The sequence below is a fragment of the Microbacterium oleivorans genome, from assembly GCF_001691565.1.
Taxonomy (GTDB): domain Bacteria; phylum Actinomycetota; class Actinomycetes; order Actinomycetales; family Microbacteriaceae; genus Microbacterium; species Microbacterium oleivorans_B.
The window spans coordinates 235,735-251,005 of record NZ_MAYO01000002.1; the positions used below are offsets into that span (position 1 = coordinate 235,735).

The 15,271-nt window shown below is 70.0% G+C and carries 16 protein-coding genes; 10 read left to right on the forward strand and 6 right to left on the reverse strand.

What is annotated here, in order from left to right:
• Positions 1-117 precede the first annotated feature (117 nt).
• Together secA and BBA86_RS01375 are read left to right on the forward strand one after the other, a co-directional pair.
• Positions 118-2,901, forward strand: coding sequence for a preprotein translocase subunit SecA (gene secA, locus BBA86_RS01370; protein WP_065569909.1), 2,784 nt, complete (start codon positions 118-120; stop codon positions 2,899-2,901).
• 72 nt (positions 2,902-2,973) lie between these two features.
• The gene (locus BBA86_RS01375) at positions 2,974-4,197 is read left to right on the forward strand and encodes a pyridoxal phosphate-dependent aminotransferase (RefSeq protein WP_065569910.1); all 1,224 of its coding nucleotides are present in this window, start codon (positions 2,974-2,976) and stop codon (positions 4,195-4,197) included.
• A gap of 6 nt (positions 4,198-4,203) precedes the next feature.
• Here BBA86_RS01375 and BBA86_RS01380 read toward each other — a convergent pair whose 3' ends face one another.
• On the reverse strand, positions 4,204-4,641 hold the full coding sequence (locus BBA86_RS01380) for an Rv3235 family protein (RefSeq protein WP_065569911.1): 438 nt from the start codon (positions 4,639-4,641) through the stop codon (positions 4,204-4,206).
• A 143-nt stretch (positions 4,642-4,784) separates the two neighbouring features.
• On the opposite strand from BBA86_RS01380, the gene BBA86_RS01385 reads away from it, so the two are divergent.
• On the forward strand, positions 4,785-5,378 hold the full coding sequence (locus BBA86_RS01385; RefSeq protein WP_065569912.1) for a hypothetical protein: 594 nt from the start codon (positions 4,785-4,787) through the stop codon (positions 5,376-5,378).
• 22 nt (positions 5,379-5,400) lie between these two features.
• On the opposite strand, the gene BBA86_RS01390 is transcribed toward BBA86_RS01385, so the two are convergent.
• Complete coding sequence (locus BBA86_RS01390; RefSeq protein ID WP_065569913.1) at positions 5,401-5,649, reverse strand: helix-turn-helix domain-containing protein; 249 nt, start codon at positions 5,647-5,649, stop codon at positions 5,401-5,403.
• A gap of 122 nt (positions 5,650-5,771) precedes the next feature.
• Between BBA86_RS01390 and BBA86_RS01395 the strand changes: the two genes are divergently transcribed.
• The 3 genes from BBA86_RS01395 to BBA86_RS01405 all read left to right on the forward strand — a co-directional run bounded on the left by BBA86_RS01395 (position 5,772) and on the right by BBA86_RS01405 (position 9,198).
• Complete coding sequence (locus tag BBA86_RS01395) at positions 5,772-6,401, forward strand: SAF domain-containing protein (RefSeq protein WP_065570153.1); 630 nt, start codon at positions 5,772-5,774, stop codon at positions 6,399-6,401.
• On the forward strand, positions 6,398-7,636 hold the full coding sequence (locus tag BBA86_RS01400; RefSeq protein WP_065569914.1) for a CpaE family protein: 1,239 nt from the start codon (positions 6,398-6,400) through the stop codon (positions 7,634-7,636). Before BBA86_RS01395 ends, BBA86_RS01400 begins: the two co-directional genes overlap by 4 nt.
• A gap of 68 nt (positions 7,637-7,704) precedes the next feature.
• Complete coding sequence (locus BBA86_RS01405) at positions 7,705-9,198, forward strand: sensor histidine kinase (protein ID WP_065569915.1); 1,494 nt, start codon at positions 7,705-7,707, stop codon at positions 9,196-9,198.
• Between the two features lie 18 nt (positions 9,199-9,216).
• Here the strand turns inward: BBA86_RS01405 and BBA86_RS01410 are convergent, their stop codons facing one another.
• Entirely contained in the window at positions 9,217-9,465 is a 249-nt protein-coding gene (locus tag BBA86_RS01410; RefSeq protein WP_018188706.1) for a WhiB family transcriptional regulator, read from the reverse strand.
• A gap of 206 nt (positions 9,466-9,671) precedes the next feature.
• Between BBA86_RS01410 and BBA86_RS01415 the strand changes: the two genes are divergently transcribed.
• Positions 9,672-10,076: a histidine kinase gene (locus tag BBA86_RS01415; protein WP_065569916.1), complete on the forward strand. Its 405-nt coding sequence runs from the start codon at positions 9,672-9,674 to the stop codon at positions 10,074-10,076.
• Here BBA86_RS01415 and bcp read toward each other — a convergent pair whose 3' ends face one another.
• Genes bcp through aroA form a run of 3 tightly spaced genes read right to left on the reverse strand, consistent with a single transcriptional unit; the run spans position 10,077 to position 12,923 of the window.
• Positions 10,077-10,541 carry a thioredoxin-dependent thiol peroxidase gene (bcp, locus tag BBA86_RS01420; protein ID WP_065569917.1) on the reverse strand — a complete coding sequence of 155 codons (465 nt, stop codon included), beginning with the start codon at positions 10,539-10,541 and terminating at the stop codon, positions 10,077-10,079. It lies immediately after the preceding gene.
• A 22-nt stretch (positions 10,542-10,563) separates the two neighbouring features.
• Positions 10,564-11,604: a ribosome small subunit-dependent GTPase A gene (gene rsgA / locus BBA86_RS01425; protein WP_065570154.1), complete on the reverse strand. Its 1,041-nt coding sequence runs from the start codon at positions 11,602-11,604 to the stop codon at positions 10,564-10,566.
• Positions 11,601-12,923, reverse strand: a complete 1,323-nt coding sequence (aroA, locus tag BBA86_RS01430) for a 3-phosphoshikimate 1-carboxyvinyltransferase (protein WP_065569918.1) — start codon at positions 12,921-12,923, stop codon at positions 11,601-11,603. The genes rsgA and aroA overlap by 4 nt, the downstream gene beginning before the upstream one ends.
• 117 nt (positions 12,924-13,040) lie before the next feature.
• Between aroA and BBA86_RS01435 the strand changes: the two genes are divergently transcribed.
• Genes BBA86_RS01435 through BBA86_RS01445 form a run of 3 tightly spaced genes read left to right on the forward strand, consistent with a single transcriptional unit; the run spans position 13,041 to position 15,224 of the window.
• Entirely contained in the window at positions 13,041-13,607 is a 567-nt protein-coding gene (locus BBA86_RS01435) for a hypothetical protein (RefSeq protein ID WP_065569919.1), read from the forward strand.
• Positions 13,608-13,623: 16 nt separating this feature from the next.
• Positions 13,624-14,343, forward strand: a complete 720-nt coding sequence (locus BBA86_RS01440; protein ID WP_065569920.1) for a response regulator transcription factor — start codon at positions 13,624-13,626, stop codon at positions 14,341-14,343.
• Positions 14,340-15,224, forward strand: a complete 885-nt coding sequence (locus BBA86_RS01445) for a sensor histidine kinase (RefSeq protein ID WP_065569921.1) — start codon at positions 14,340-14,342, stop codon at positions 15,222-15,224. Before BBA86_RS01440 ends, BBA86_RS01445 begins: the two co-directional genes overlap by 4 nt.
• The last annotated feature ends 47 nt before the right edge of the window (positions 15,225-15,271 follow it).

The window sequence follows — 15,271 nt, forward strand, 5'->3', positions numbered from 1 at the left end:
CTCCAGCAACCTCGTAGGTCACGGGCGGATAACATGGCGATGTATGTCTGCGCGTCCTGCGCACCGGCATCCCGACATCGCTCGTCGGAATGCCGAATCGACAGATGGAGAACCTCCGTGGCGAACCCCCTCGAGAAACTGCTTCGTGCCGGTGAAGGCCGCGTCCTGCGCAGGCTGCAGCAGGTCGTGAAGGCCGTATCGGCGCTCGAAGAGGACTACGCGCACCTCACCGACGAGGAGCTGCGCGGCGAGACGGCCGAGCTGCGCGCGCGCTACGAGGCGGGCGAGACGCTCGACAAGCTCATGCCCGAGGCCTTCGCCGCTGTGCGCGAGGCCGCGAGCCGCACCCTCGGTCAGCGTCCCTACGACGTCCAGGTCATGGGCGGCGCCGCCCTCCACCTCGGCAACATCGCCGAGATGAAGACCGGTGAGGGCAAGACCCTGACCGCGGCGCTCCCGGCGTACCTGAATGCGATCGCCGGCCAGGGCGTCCACGTCATCACGGTCAACGACTTCCTCGCGTCGTACCAGTCCGAGCTCATGGGTCGCGTCTTCCGCGCCCTCGGCATGACGACGGGCACCGTGGTCTCGGGTCAGAACCCCGAGGTCCGCCGCCAGCAGTACGAGGCCGACATCACCTACGGCACGAACAACGAGTTCGGCTTCGACTACCTGCGCGACAACATGGCGTGGCGCAGCGAGGACCTCGTCCAGCGCGGCCACTTCTACTGCATCGTCGACGAGGTCGACTCGATCCTCATCGACGAGGCCCGCACCCCGCTCATCATCTCCGGCCCGTCCTCGGGCGAGGCGAACCGCTGGTTCACCGAGTTCGCGAAGATCGCCCGCACCCTCGAGCCCGGGGTCGACTTCGAGGTCGACGAGAAGAAGCGCACGATCGGCGTGCTCGAGCCCGGCATCGAGAAGGTCGAGGACTACCTCGGCATCGACAACCTCTACGAGTCGGCCAACACTCCGCTCATCTCGTTCCTGAACAACTCCATCAAGGCGCTCGCCCTGTTCAAGCGCGACACCGACTACGTCGTGATGAACGGCGAGGTCATGATCGTCGACGAGCACACCGGCCGCATCCTGGTCGGCCGCCGCTACAACGAGGGCATCCACCAGGCCATCGAGGCCAAGGAGGGCGTCGCGGTCAAGGCCGAGAACCAGACCCTCGCGACCGTCACGCTGCAGAACTACTTCCGCCTCTACGAGAAGCTGGCCGGCATGACCGGTACCGCCGAGACCGAGGCGGCGGAGTTCATGTCGACGTACAAGCTCGGCGTCGTCCCGATCCCCACGAACAAGCCGATGATCCGCAAGGACCAGTCCGACCTCGTCTACAAGAACGAGCAGGCCAAGTTCACGCAGGTCGTCGAGGACATCGCGGAGCGGCACGCCTCCGGTCAGCCGGTGCTCGTCGGCACGGTCAGTGTCGAGAAGAGCGAGTACCTGTCGCGGTTGCTCGCGAAGAAGGGCATCAAGCACGAGGTCCTCAACGCGAAGAACCACGCGCGCGAGGCCGAGATCGTCGCCCGCGCCGGACGCTACGGTGCGGTCACCGTCGCCACCAACATGGCCGGCCGCGGAACCGACATCATGCTCGGTGGAAACGCCGAGTTCCTCGCCGTCTCGGAGATGAAGGCCAAGGGGCTGGACCCGGTCGAGACCCCGGACGAGTACGAAGCCGCGTGGGAAGAGGTCTACGCCGGCGTCAAGGAGAAGGTCCAGGAGGAGGCGGATCGCGTCGTCGAGGCGGGCGGTCTCTACGTCCTGGGCACCGAACGGCACGAGTCGCGACGCATCGACAACCAGCTGCGCGGTCGCTCGGGTCGTCAGGGGGATCCCGGTGAGAGTCGCTTCTACCTGTCGCTGACCGACGACCTCATGCGGTTGTTCCAGTCGGGCGCCGCCGAGGCCATCCTCGCCCGCACGAACTTCCCCGACGACGTGGCGATCGAGTCGACGATGGTCTCGCGGGCCATCAAGAGCGCTCAGTCGCAGGTCGAAGCCCGCAACGCCGAGATCCGCAAGAACGTCCTCAAGTACGACGACGTCCTCAACCGCCAGCGCGAGGCGATCTACGCCGACCGCCGCCAGATGCTCGAAGGCGACGACCTCTCGTCGCGCGTCGAGCACTTCATCGAGGACGCCATCGCGGCGATCATCGACGAGCACACCGGCTCCGGACACAACGAGAGCTGGGACTTCGACGCCATGTGGACGGAGCTGAAGACGCTCTACCCCGTGGGCGTCACGATCGACGAGGTCGTCGCCGAGAGCGGCGCCAAGGGCAAGGTGACCCCGGAGCTGCTCAAGCGCGAGTTGCTCTCGGACGCCAAGATCGCCTACCGCTCGCGTGAGGAGACGCTCGGCGAGCCGGCCATGCGCGAGCTCGAGCGCCGCGTCGTGCTGCAGGTGCTCGACCGCCGCTGGCGCGACCACCTCTACGAGATGGACTACCTCAAGGACGGCATCGGCCTTCGCGCCATGGCTCAGCGCGACCCGCTCATCGAGTACCAGCGCGAGGGCTATCAGATGTTCCAGTCGATGATGGCCCAGATCAAAGAGGAGTCGGTCGGCTTCCTCTTCAACCTCGAGGTCGAGGTGAGGCAGACCGAGGGCGGCGACATCGAGGCCAAGGGTCTGGACTCTCCCGACATCGATGCTCAGAAGCTGCAGTACACCGCGCCGAACGACGCCGGCGAGGTCGAGGTGCGCAACGAGCGCGGTCAGGTGCAGCAGGCGGCGACGAATAAGGCGCGACAGCGCGAGGCGGAGCAGGAGGCGCCCGCCGAGGCGCCCCGCGGTGCGTTCGGTCAACAGGTGGATGCCGAATCCGAGCCCGCCGACACGGGCAACCGTGCGCAGCGCCGGGCTGCCGGCAAGAAGAAGTGAGGGCGGGCCGACGGGCGCCGGGCGGTCCACGGACCCGTCATTGGCCCCGTCGGCCTTCGCTATCCTGAACCGATGACCCCGCGTACCCTCGATCAGTCATCCAAGCTCAAGGACGTCCTGTACGAGATCCGCGGTGCCGCCCTGGTCGAGGCCGACCGGCTGCAGGACGAGGGTCACACGATCCTCAAGCTGAACACCGGGAATCCGGCGATCTTCGGGTTCGAGGCGCCGTTCCAGATCGTGCGCGACATGATCGAGGCCGTGCCGCAGGCGCACGGCTACTCGGATTCGCGCGGCATCATGTCCGCGCGTCGTGCCGTCGTCTCGCGGTACGAGGAGGAGCCGGGTTTCCCCAAGTTCGACCCCGACGACGTGTACCTCGGCAACGGGGTGTCCGAGCTCATCACCATGACGATGCAGGCCCTGCTCGACGAGGGCGACGAGGTCCTCATCCCGGCACCCGACTACCCGCTGTGGACGGCGATGACGAGCCTCGCCGGCGGAACTCCGGTGCACTACGTCGCCGACGGTGAGAACGGCTGGCAGCCCGACCTCGACGACATCCGCGCGAAGGTGACCCCTCGCACGAAGGCGATCGTCGTCATCAACCCGAACAACCCCACCGGCGCCGTCTACACCCGCGAGGTGCTCCGGGGGATCGTCGAGATCGCCCGCGAGAACGATCTCCTGCTGCTGTCCGACGAGATCTACGATCGGATCCTCTTCGACGGCGCGACGCACATCCCGCTCGCCACCCTCGCGCCCGATCTGCTGTGCCTGACCTACAACGGACTGTCGAAGACCTACCGCGTCGCCGGGTACCGGTCCGGATGGATGGTCATCACCGGGCCGAAGAAGCACGCAGCCGGTTTCCTCGAGGGCATCCAACTCCTCGCGTCCACTCGGTTGTGCCCCAATGTCCCGGCCCAGTTCGCCGTGCAGGCCGCCCTCTCGGGAGTCCAGTCGATCGACGCGCTCATCGCCCCGACAGGCCGCCTGCACGAGCAGCGCGACGCGGCCTGGGAGGGTCTGACCGCCATCCCCGGCGTCACCTGCGTCAAGCCGCAGGGCGCCCTCTACGCCTTCCCCCGCCTCGACCCCGAGGTGCACGAGATCCACGACGACGCCAAGTTCGTCTACGACTTCCTCGTCGCAGAGCACGTGCTCCTGGTCCAGGGGACCGGGTTCAACTGGCCGATACCCGATCACTTCCGGATCGTCACGTTGCCGGAGGCCCGCGTGCTCACCGAGGCGATCGAGCGCCTCGGGAACTTCCTCTCGTCGTACCGCCAGTAGCGCGCCTCACAGGAGCGCGAGGGACGTCGCGCGCCAGCGGCCGTCCCACCCCTCGAGGCGCATCGCGATGGCGCGCGTCCGCACGGGACCGCTGACGACCACGACCGCCTCAAGCGCACCGTCCGACGGTTCGCACGTGCGCTCGGTCAGGATCTGATGCGCGGGTCGAACAGCGGCGACACCGCGGGCACTTCGCGCCCGCGCGGACAGGTTCGCGCGGGTGACGAGAGCGCGGTACGCATCCTCGCCGAGCCATCGTGCGAGCTGGTCCACGTCGCGGACGCCGGCGAGCACCTCCAGGACACCGATCGTCAGGTTCTTCACCAGCGGTAGCGGGTCGGGGAGCTCGCTCGACGATGTGCGTTGCGGTGCGAAATACTCCGCGACCTCGAGGGAGCTTCCGGACCGCGGGATGCGGATGTCTTCGGTGGCGGCGAGGGCCATGTCGATTCCTCTCGGGCGACAGGTGTCTGCGGGGCGTGTGAACGGCACGAGTACAACACACGCGGGAGCGACGCTGGATGAGAATACTCCAACCTGTGGACAAAGGCGGCGGCCCGACGTCTCCGTCCTCTACTGTCGCGTGGGTGCGCTGGGACCGATTCTTCGAGGACCTCGAGGACCAACTCGACTCCGAATGGGAGGCCGAGCGAGCCGCGCTCGACAGCGAGGCCGAGCGCCTCCGGGTGGCGCGGCTGTCGCTGTTCGAACGGCTGAGCGCGCTGTCCGCCTCAGTCGAGGGCGATGTGCTCGTCGACATGCGCGGGGGTGCGTCGGCGACGGGCCGACCGGTCGGGGCGGGACCGGACTGGTTCGCGCTCGACGACGGTCCATCCCGCGGAGTGCTCATCGTTCCGCTCGCTGCGGTGATCGCGCTGGGAGCGACGCACGCCGACGTCCTGCGAAGCGCTCGGGGCGGCTCGCTCAGTCGGATCCGCGAGCGCATGACCCTCGGGTTCGTCCTGCGGGACCTCGCGCGACGGCGGGTGCCGGTGACCCTTGTGACCACGGATGGCCGCGAGTACAGCGGAACGGTCGACCGTGCCGCATCCGATCATCTCGACCTCGCCCTGCACGATCGCGGGGCACCGCGGCGCGTCGACCTCGTGGCCGGTCACCGGCTCGTGCCCTTCGGGGCTCTGGCGGGAATCCGCTTGGACGCCCCCGTCGCCCTCGCGTGATCGAAAGAGCCGGTCCCGCGCTCTATTCGCCGCCGCGGCGGCCGCGACCCCACAGCTCGGGGAAGCTCGCGGCGTTGGATTCGCGCCAGAGTGCGTGCAGACGGGCGTCCTCGGCCTGGTCGTCGAGGTAGTCCTCCACACTGGCTTCCTCCACGCGCCAGGAGGCGGGAGAGCCGACCCGAGCCCCGCGGAGCCTGCCGTCCAGGACGAGCGCGACGACCTCATCCACCTCGAGCTGCAGCATCTCCGCAACCTGGGCAGGCGTGAGCATACGCACGGGAAGTCGATCGGGCATGAGGCCATTATGGGCCCGGCGGCCGGGCGTCTCCCGAGCGTCGGCGGCTTGTGGATAATCGCCGCCTCGTCTGATACCCCTCCGTCACCATGGGCGTCATGACCACTCCCGACACCGTGAGACCGGCCCCACGCGCGTTCTGGGCGGATGCCCGATTCCTTCTCGGCATCGCGCTCATCATCGCCTCCGTCGCGGGGGTCTGGCTCGTCGTCGCATCGGCCCGGCAGACGGCGCCCGTGTTCGCCGCGGCGAGGACCATCGTCCCGGGTCAGACCGTGACGGCAGAGGATCTCCGCGTCGTGGACGTCGCGCTCGGGCAGGCAGGCGAGACGTACGTGTCGCCCGCCTCGCTCGTGCCCGGCGCGGTCGCCACACGCACGATCTTCGAGGGTGAGCTCGTGCCGCGAGAAGCGATGGGCGATGCGGATGCCGGGACCACGACGAGCGTCGTGATCCGCACGGCGGGCGACGTGTCCGCCGCGGTGGCCGCCGGCTCCGTCGTCGAGGTGTGGGCGGCGCCGACGGGGGACGGCGAGGAGCTCGGGAAGCCGCGCATCCTCGTGCCCTCGGCGACGGTGGTCACCGTCTCCCGTGACGACGGGGTCGTCTCGGGAGAGGACGTCTCGCTGGAGATCGTCATTCCGAGGGCGGACGTGCCGGCCATGCTGGCCGCCCTGTCCGATGACTCGAGCCTGTCGGTCGTGCCCGTCGCGGGGGATTCGCGATGAGAGTCGTCGTCGCGGTCGACGGCCGGGCGGGTGAGGACGTCGCGCGGCGCGTACGCGATGAAGGCGTCGAGGTCCGAGCGGTGGTGGCGGCATCCGCTCCGGCCGCAGCAGCCATGGACGCCCTCTCGACTCCCGAGGCTGCGGAATTGCTCGCGGAGCTCTCGCGTGCCGATGTGCTCATCGTCGACGGGCGCGCTGCCGCGCTGACGGCCCCCCTCGTCGCGGCATGCGATCGCATGTCCGTCCGGATCGTGCCGGTCTCCTCCCGCCCGGCCGACGGTCGCCTCGCGGCCTCGCTGGGGCTCACCGCCCACGATGCCGGAACTCCCGCGGCCGAGCTCCTCGCTGCTCCGGTTCCCCGCCCGCCCGCCGAACCGACGCGCGGTCGGGTCATCACCGTCTGGGGAGCGCCGGGCGCACCGGGTCGGACGACCCTGGCCGTCGAGGTGGCGTGCGCACTGTCGGCCCCGGCACATCGTGTCGCGCTCGTCGACGCGGATTCTCACGCGCCGTCTCTGGCGCTGGCCACCGGGCTGGCCGACGAGGGGCCGGGGTTCGCGGCCGCGTGCCGACAAGCCGAGCGCGGCTCGCTGACGACCGCGGAACTCAGTCGGATCGCGTCGTCGCTGGGAGATGTCGACGTCCTGACGGGGCTCAACCGCCCCGGTCGCTGGCCCGAGCTCTCGCACAGCCGCGTTGCGGCCGCCCTCGACGCGTGTCGGTCCTGGGTCGACGACACCGTCGTCGACACCGCCGCTCCGCTCGAACGCGATGAGGAGATCGTGAGCGACCTCGTCGACGGTCCTCGCCGCAACGCCGCGACCCTGGCATCGCTGGAGTCGGCCGACGTGGTCCTCGCCGTGGTCGCCGCGGATCCGGTCGGGGTCTCGCGCTTCGTGCGGGCATGGCCCGATCTCCGCGCCGCCGCCGGCGCAACCCCGGTCCGGGTCGTGGTGAACAAGGTCCGGGCCGCCGCCCTCGGCGTCGACGCGCGAGGACAGGTGCGCCGCACGCTCGAGCGTTACACGGGCGTGACGGATGTCGCCTTCGTGCCGTGGGATGCCCGGGGGACGGATGCCGCAATGCTCGCGGCTCGTCCCATCGCCCACGTCGCACCGCGCTCGGCGGTGCCGACGGCGGTGCGACGCCTCGTCGCCGAGTCCTTCGCGCCGCGGCCGGCAGCGGAGACGACCGCGACGCGTCATGCCCTGCGGCGCCTCGCGCGGAGCGCGTGACCGCTCGCCCGACCGCTCGCCCGAGCTCTCGCACGGGAGCGGTGGGACGGAGGATCTAGGGTGGAGGCGTGTCCACCCTCAGCGACCTCGTCTACGCCCAAGGCCGTTCCACCGCGGAGGATGTCGAATGGCTCCACCGTCTCGCCGGCGACGGGCAGCTGCTCGCCGACCTCGCCTTCGCCGACATCGTCGTCTGGGTGCCGACTCCGGACGACTCGTTCATCGCGGTCGCCCACACGCGCCCGAGCGGTGCGGCGACGCTCTTCTACCGCGACATCGTGGGTGATGTCGTGCGTCCGCAGTGGCGCACGCAGGTCAAGGACGCCTTCACCCAGGTCCGGATGGTCGATTCAGCCTCGCCGGACTGGTTCGAGGAGACGCCCACGCGCGTGCGCGCGGTCCCCATCGTCCGCGAACGCGCGGCAGAGGGTCGCGAAACCCGGGTGATCGGTGTGCTCACCCGGCACACGAACCTGGGGGAGGCGCGGACGCCCTCTCGTCAGCAGATCACCTTCAACGACTGCGCCGACGACCTCTTCGGCATGATCGCCTCAGCGGACTTCCCCGACCTCACGGCGCCGACGTCGCCACGCCGCGGCGCCCCGCGTGCGTCGGACGGCCTCATCCGTCTCGACGTCGACGGCATCACGACCTTCGCGAGCCCGAATGCGCTCTCGGCGTTCAACCGGCTGGGATTCGACGACGAACTCGAGGGCGAATCGCTCATGCAGGTCGCGACGACGATCATGCCGGCATCCCGTCAGTTCGACGAGTCGCTTCCGATCGTCATGGCCGGTCGCGCGCCCTGGCGTGCGGACGTCGAGGCACGGGGCGTGACCGTCTCGCTCCGGACGATCCCGCTCCGCGAGAACGGCACGCGGATCGGCGCGATCGTCCTCTGCCGCGACGTCAGTGAGATCCGCCACCAGGAGCAGGAGCTCATCACGAAGGACGCGACGATCCGCGAGATCCACCACCGCGTCAAGAACAATCTGCAGACGGTCGCGTCGCTCTTGCGCATCCAGGCACGTCGCACGCACTCGGACGAGGGGCGGGACGCTCTCACTCAGGCCATGCGTCGCGTCAGTGCGATCGCCGTCGTGCACGACACGCTGTCGGAGGGCCTCATGCAGAGCGTCGACTTCGACGACGTGTTCGAGCGGGTGCTCAAGCTCGTGGCAGAGGTCGCGGCTGCGCCCAACACGCGCGCACGGACGGTCAAGACCGGGACGTTCGGGACGCTGCCGAGCGAATACGCCACGCCGCTCGCTCTCGCCCTCACCGAACTGGTGACGAATGCCGTCGAGCACGGGCTGGCCGACAAGGAGGGCGAGGTCGAGATCATCGCCGAGCGCGACACGGACCAGCTGCTGGTGCGCGTGCGTGATACGGGCGTCGGCCTGCCGGAAGGCCAGGTGGGCCGTGGTCTCGGGACGCAGATCGTACGCACGCTCATCCAGGGTGAACTGAGCGGCACGATCGACTGGCACACCCTCATGGGCAGTGGCACCGAGGTGACGATCGAGATCCCGATGCGGTACATCGAGCGCGCGCGGGCCTGAGGCCCGCGCGCGGGCTCGTCAGGACGCGCGGCGGGCGCGGGCGGCGCGACGCTTGAGAGCGCGGCGCTCGTCTTCGGAGAGGCCGCCCCAGACGCCCGAGTCCTGACCGGTCTCGAGGGCGTACTGCAGGCAGAGTTCGGTGACGGTGCACCGGGCGCAGACGGACTTCGCCTTTTCGATCTGGTCGACGGCGGGCCCGGTGTTCCCCACGGGGAAGAACAGTTCGGGGTCGACGGTCAGGCAGGCGGCTTTGTCGCGCCAATCCATAGCGGTGCTCCTAAGGGGGATCGGAAGTCGGGATGCGACGCCGGGCGACGTCGACTAACCTGGGTGGTGTGCGAGCAGATGCTCGCCCCACGCCGCTGTGGGAGCACACTTGCCCGTCAATATTCCCATGCCCGGGCATGTGAATCAAGGGTTAACGGAGTATTTCGGCGCCTCGCCGAGCCCGGCGCCCAGGAGGGGCCATCATCGTGCGGATCAGCCGTCTCGAGCGCGCCGCGGCAGGCTGGCTCGCTCTCGAAGCGACCGGCGTGCTCGTTCTCGCGCTGTGGGAGCTCGTCGCTCTTGTGCGCGGCGACAGCGAGAGCCTCGGAAGCTCGATCGCTCTGCTCGCGCTGACGGTCCTGGCCGCTGCGGCGCTCGTCGCGTTCGCCGTCGCCGTGTGGCGCGGCGCGTCCGGGGGGCGATCCGGCGGTGTCGTCGTTCAGGTCCTCGTCCTGTCCGTCGCGCTCGGCACTCTGACGGGCGAAGGCGCGGACCCCCGCCTCGCCGCGGCGATCGCCGTTCCTGCGCTGGTGGGGCTCGTCCTGCTCATCGCGGCGGCCCGCACCGCAGGTCGTCGCGCCAGGGCGTCGGGCGACGCCGCGGACGTCTGATCAGACGCCCAGCAGTGCCGTGACGCGGGCGACGTGCCCCGTCGCCTTCACGTTGTAGAGCGCGTGCGCGATCGCGCCGTCCTCATCGATGACGAACGTCGATCGGATGACGCCCTCCACGACCTTGCCGTAGTTCATCTTCTCGCCCCACGCGCCGTAGGCCTCGTGCACCGAGTGGTCGGGGTCGCTCAGCAGGTCGTACGGGAGAGCATCGCGTTCGCGGAAGGCCTGGAGCTTCGCGGGGTCGTCACGCGAGATGCCGACGACCGTGTACCCCGCGGACTGCAGCGGTGCCACGCTGTCGCGGAAGTCGCACGCCTCGGTCGTGCATCCGGGCGTCATCGCCGCGGGGTAGAAGAAGGCGATCAGGCGCTTCCCGCGGAAATCGGCGAGGGAGACGGTGCGTCCGTCCTGATCGACGAGGGAGAAGTCGGGTGCGGGGGATCCAGTGCTCAGGCGCGGCATCCGACCATCTTAGGACGCGACCTCAGGTGGCGAAGGTGGCGAGCAGCCGCTGGAGGGAGTCGAGGCGCGCGGCGCCCCGTTCGCCGAGGCGCCCCTCGGCCACCGCCTCGGCGATGGCGCAGTCGGGGGCGTCGGGGAGGTGAGTGCACCCGCGGGGGCACTCTTCTGCGACAGCGGCAAGGTCGGTGTAGGCGCGGAGGATGTTGGCAGGGTCGACGTGTCCGAGCCCGAACGACCGCACCCCGGGGGTGTCGATGACCCAGCCCCGGCCGTCCTGACCGGTGTACCGCAGCGAGACCGCAGAGCTCGAGGTGTGCCGGCCGCGGCCGGTGACCTCGTTGACGTGCCCGATCGCGCGAAGCGCGTCGGGGACCAGGGCGTTCACCAGCGTCGACTTGCCGACGCCGGAGTGCCCGACGAAGACCGTCGAGTGACCGGCGAGGCGCGCACCGATGACGTCGACCGGCATGGCGTCGCGGCCGCTCGTGAAGACCTCCAAGTCGTCGAGACCCTCGAAGTGGGCGAGGAACGCCGTCGGATCCGCCAGATCGGTCTTGGTGACGACGAGCATCGGGTGCATCCCGGCATCCAGCGCAGCGATCAGGTAGCGGTCTACGAGACGGGGACGCGGCTCCGGGTCGGCAGCCGCGACGACGATCAGGAGCTGGTCGGCGTTCGCGACGATGATCCGCTCGATGTGGTCGGTGTCATCGGCGCTGCGTCGGAGAAGCGAGGTCCGCTCCTCGATCCCGACGATCCGCGCGAGCGTGCCGTCGTCGCCGGACCTGTCGCCGACGACGCGCGCACGATCTCCGTTGACGATCGGCTGCTTGCGGAGCTCGCGAGCACGGGACGCGAGGATCTGTCGCTCCTCGGGGCCGTCCTCGTCGACGAGGACGGTGTAGCGACCGCGATCGACGCCGAGGACGCGCGCGATCTGAGCGTCGGCGTGGGCCGGGCGTCGCTTCGTCCGTGGCCGGTTCGCCTTGGGGTTGGGACGTACCCGGATGTCGGCCTCGTCGAAATCGAGGTCGTCGTCATCGTCGTCGGTGAGCCAGCTCACGCGAGCATGTCCGCCCACAGTCGGGGGAACTCGGGCATGGTCTTCGCCGTCGTGCCGATGTCGTCGACCATGACGCCCGGTACCCGGAGACCGATCACGGCGCCCGCCGTGGCGATGCGGTGATCGTGGTGTGCACGCCAGGTCCCGCCGTGGAGCGGCCGGGGACGGATGTGGATGCCGTCCTCCCGCTCTTCCGCGTCGCCGCCGAGTGCCCGGAGGTTGTCCACGAGAGCGGAGATGCGGTCGGTCTCGTGGCCGCGGATGTGCCCGATGCCGTGGAAGGTCGTCGGAGCGTCCGCGAAGGCCGCGAGTGCGAACAGCGTGGGTGTCAGCTCGCTCGCCGCCGAGAGATCCAGGTCGACCCCCGCGATCCGGACGCCCGCCGTGATGGTGAGTGCGCCCGCCCGCCGCGAGGCGTGCGCCCCCATGACGGGCAGGATGTCGGCGAGCAGCGCCCCCGGCTGCGTGGAGTGCGCGGGCCACCCCGGCACCGTGACCGATCCGTCCGTCAGGATCGCGGCGGCGAGGAAGGGCGCGGCGTTGGAGAGGTCCGGCTCGATCGCGACGTCCTTGCCGCGGACGGGACCGGCAGGGACGACCCACTCGTTCGGGGACGGGTGCTCGACGTGCACACCGCGGCGCGCGAGCGCCTCGACGGTCATCTCGATGTGCGGAAGGCTCGGGAGGCGCTCGCCGTCATGGATCAGCCGGAGCCCCACGTCGAACCGGGCGGCGGCCAGGAGCAGTCCGGAGACGAACTGGCTCGACTGGCTCGCGTCGACGGTCACTTCGCCGCCGCGGAGGTGGCCGTGACCGCGGATGTCGAAGGGGAGCGCCCAACTGCCGGCGTCATCGATGTCCGCACCCACTTCGCGGAGGGCCTGGATCATCGCGCCCATCGGGCGGTGCATCGCTGTCGGATGCGCCGTCACGTGCACATCGCCGACAGCGAGGCCGGCGATCGGGGAGACGAAGCGCATGACGGTGCCCGCCTGACCGCAGTCGATCGTCGTGCCCCCGGTGAAGCGGGCGGGCGGGGTGACGTCGAGGTCGGGGCCGAACGGCGAATCCCCGGGAACGGGCTCGATCGAGACCCCCAGCGTGCGTAGCGCCTCGATCATCCGCACGGAGTCGTCGGAGTGGAGCGCGCCCGTCAGGAGGCTCGGGCCGTCGGCGATGGCTGCGAGGACCAGCTCGCGGTTCGTCAGCGACTTGGACCCCGGAACGGAGACGCGCGCGTGGACCGGCTCGGTCGGCGTGGGAGCCGGCCACGACCCGGACGCGGCGGTGGTGGCGGGGGAGGAAGGGGCGTCGCTCATCGCGTCCAGCCTACTGAACGGGGCGTCGGCGCCGACGAAGGCGGTGTCACGACGATGTCTCGAAACTGCGACACCGCCGCGACACGGCGGCGACATCGACCCCCTAGCGTGAATCCCATGCACCAGACCTCCCGCACCGGCATCCGATCCGTCGTCCTCGCCGCGGCCCTTCTCACGCCCCTCCTCCTGGCGGGCTGCTCCGTGGCCGTCACCGACCCCGCGTCGAGCTCGACACCCGCAGCGTCGGACCCGCGCAGCTCGATGCCCGACGCACCGGAGGCCTCGGCCGCACCGGACGCCTCGTCGGCGCCGAACGCGGAGTCGAGCGGCGAGGTGGACCCCGACGTCCGGGCACGCTTGGATCGGACCCGCCTGCGGGATCTGGTGACGCAGAACCTGACCTGTGTCGACGGTTCCGCGACCGTGGGGCGCGACCTCGACGGGATGTACGTCGAGCTCACCGGTGAATGCTCCACGGTGACGATCCTCGCGAGTGCGGGCGGAGTCCTGCTGCCCGACGTCGGCGTCCTCACGATCGAGGGCGACGGAGCGACGGTCATCATGACGTCGGCGAAGAAGATCGCGTTCGACGAGAGCGCCGACATCAACGTCGTCGGCTGGGAGAGCGGGACGCCGGAGATCGCCTACGCGGGCACCGCCAACGTCACGACGCCCCTGTCCTGATCGCTACGATCCGGGTATGTCCTCCGAAGCGGCGCCACGACTGCTCCTCGTCGACGACGAGCAGTCGATCACCGAAAGCCTCGCTCCCTTCCTGGGCCGCAGCGGTTTCGACGTCGACGTGGCCGCCGACGGGGCGGAGGCGCTGCGGGTGATCGAGTCCCAGCATCCCGACATCGTCGTGAGCGACGTCGTGATGCCCGTCGTCGACGGACGCGAGCTCCTGCGACGGCTGCGGCGCGCGGGGGATGCGACTCCCGTCATCCTGCTCACCCATGTCGGCGAATCGGGGGAGCGGTCGGCGGCGCTCGACGAAGGGGCGGACGATTACCTCAACAAGCCGTTCGATCCGCAGGAGCTCGTCTCCCGGGCCCGCGCTGTCCTCCGCCGGGTCGCGGCGGGTGCCGGCGGCCTCGTGTCGTCCGAACTGGTCGAGGCGGAGGGGCTCCGGCTCGATCGTCCCGCCCGGCGCGTGTGGCGGAACGGTGTCGAGGTCTCGCTCACGCCGAAGGCGTTCCAGCTGCTGGAGTTCCTCATGACCCGCCCCGGCGAGGTCCACGCCCGGGAACGGCTCCTCAGCGTCGTGTGGGGGTTCGACTTCGCCGCCCACACGCGCGCCGTCGACAACCGCGTCGCCGAACTGCGATCCGTCCTGAGGGATGATGCGTCCGCTCCGACGTACATCGAGACAGTACCCGGGGTGGGCTACCGCTTCACGCGATCGGTGCGTCGCGCATGACCGGGCGCCGCGCCCTCTTCGCCGCGTTGCCGACGGTCGCCCTTCTCGTCCTCAGCGTCACGGCCTTCGCAGTGGACCGGCGGACGATCACCGTATCGGCGCCGCTCGGCGCAGCGATCCTCGTCGCGGCTGCCGTCGCGGGCGCCATCACGGTCGTCGCCCTCACCTGGCGGGGGCACGTGGACCGTGCGTCATCGCGTGCGGAGCGGCACGCGCTGGAGGCGGCCGCCGCGGAGCACCGTCGGTTCCTCGATCGGCTGGACCACGAACTGAAGAACCCCATCACCGCGATCCGTGCCGCTGTCGCCGTCAGCGAGGCCGCGACGCCGCAGCTGACGGCGATCGACACCCAGACCACCCGGATGGCGCGTCTGGTCGGAGATCTCCGCAAGCTCGGCGAACTGCAGACGGCTCCGATGGAGCGCATCCCGGTCGATCCCGGCGGAATCGTCGCCGACGTCGCCGCAACGATCCGCGACGCCCACCGCAGGGAGATCCGCGTCACGCTGCCGTCGGCACCGTGGCCTCTGCCCGCGGTCACCGGCGACCCGGATCTGCTCTTCACCGCGGTCCACAACGTCGTCGCGAACGCGGTGAAGTACTCGGAGCCCGGAGACGCGGTGGAGATCCGCGGCATCGAGCGGTCCGGTCGCATCGTCCTCGAAGTCGCCGACACGGGTCGCGGCATCCCCACCGCCGACGTGCCCTCGGTGCTGCAGGAGCTCGCGCGCGGATCGAACGCGCGTGATCGCCCGGGGAGCGGCCTCGGGCTGGCTCTCGTCCGCACCATCGTCGAGCGACACGACGGAACCGTCTCGGTGGATTCGCACGAGGGACGAGGTACACGGGTGAGCATCGAGTTCCCCGTCGGAACCGTGTGACCGGCGTCCTCAGCGGAAGCTGGGAATAGGCCCAGCCCCGACGTCGT